1 protein-coding gene and 1 pseudogene are annotated in these 1,254 nt (G+C 38.2%); both read right to left on the reverse strand.

What is annotated here, in order from left to right; translation table 11 throughout:
* A pseudogene (locus RTL21_RS08015) lies at positions 1–266 on the reverse strand (recombinase RecA); the annotation flags it as partial.
* A 204-nt stretch (positions 267–470) separates the two neighbouring features.
* Positions 471–1,254, reverse strand: a 784-nt coding sequence (locus RTL21_RS08020; RefSeq protein WP_312095073.1) for a CinA family nicotinamide mononucleotide deamidase-related protein, incomplete at its 5' end; no start/stop codon positions are given.

The raw sequence follows: 1,254 nt of genomic DNA on the forward strand, positions 1-1,254 counted from the left end.
GCTGCTTGTCCGCCGTTTGCCTGAACCTCAGCAATAGCATGTAGTGCTACCGTTGTTTTACCTGAACTTTCAGGACCATATATTTCAATAATACGACCTCTTGGATAGCCACCAACACCTAAAGCTGCATCTAAAGCTAATGATCCACTTGGAGAAGTAGAAATGACTCTATCTGCTTGTTCCCCTAATTTCATAATACTACCTTTACCAAATTGTTTTTCTATTTGTTTTAATGCCATTTCTAACGCAGCTTGACGATCGCTCAAAAACGTTCTCCTCCTTATATAAAAAATGAATCTCTCACATTGATGATTCATTCGTTGTTTAAAAGATTATATTCTTAATATACCTTTTTTCTTTTCATTTGTACAGCAAAAAATCGAACATTCATTCGTTTTTTTTATTTCTCATGAAAGAACCACTTACTCTAGTAAGACGAAAGTAAGAAAGGATTACTTACGTCCAAAAGTCTATTTTTGCAACATTTTCAATAAAAAATATTGACCATATTTCACACTTCTAATACGATTACCAGCTCTAGTTCCACTTAACGCTAACGCCTCCACTTTTGTTGGCTCACCCTTTTTAGCAATGCCGATAAAAACGGTACCAACTGGATTCCCTTCCAATTCATCTGGACCAGCAACCCCTGTAAAGCTTATGCCAATATCAGCATTTAATAATCGTGCAACATTTTCTGCGAGCTCTTTAGCACACTGTTCGCTCACAACACCATGTTCTTTAATAGTTGCCTCTTTCACATGAAGAATGTGATGCTTTACCTCATTCGTGTAACAGACAACACCTCCTTGAAAGATGTTACCAGCACCAGGAATGCTCGTAACCTCCTGTTGAAACAGGCCGCCAGTTAAGCTTTCTGCTGCTGCAAGTGTCAAACTCTTCTTTAATAATAGGTGGGCAAGTTCATTCATTAAGGTTGTATCGTCATATCCATAGAAGAATTCACCTACTCTGGAGAATATTTCTTCCTCTGTCTTTGCGATTAATTTATCAGCTTCTATCACCGAATCATGCTTACAAGTAATACGCAATGTTACCTCCCCATCTCCTGCAAGGGGCGCAATGGTCGGATTTGTCTGCGCATCAATTAAATCTTCAATTTTTGTTTCTAATAAAGATTCACCGATTCCAAAGAAGCGAAGCACACGCGAAACAATGACATCTTTACTTGTCATCTGCTCTTGTATAGCTGGATATCCATATTGGACAAACATTGGCTGAATTTCTTTCGGT

Origin of the sequence: Niallia sp. (assembly GCF_031978665.1) — a bacterium.
Taxonomy (GTDB): domain Bacteria; phylum Bacillota; class Bacilli; order Bacillales; family Cytobacillaceae; genus Niallia.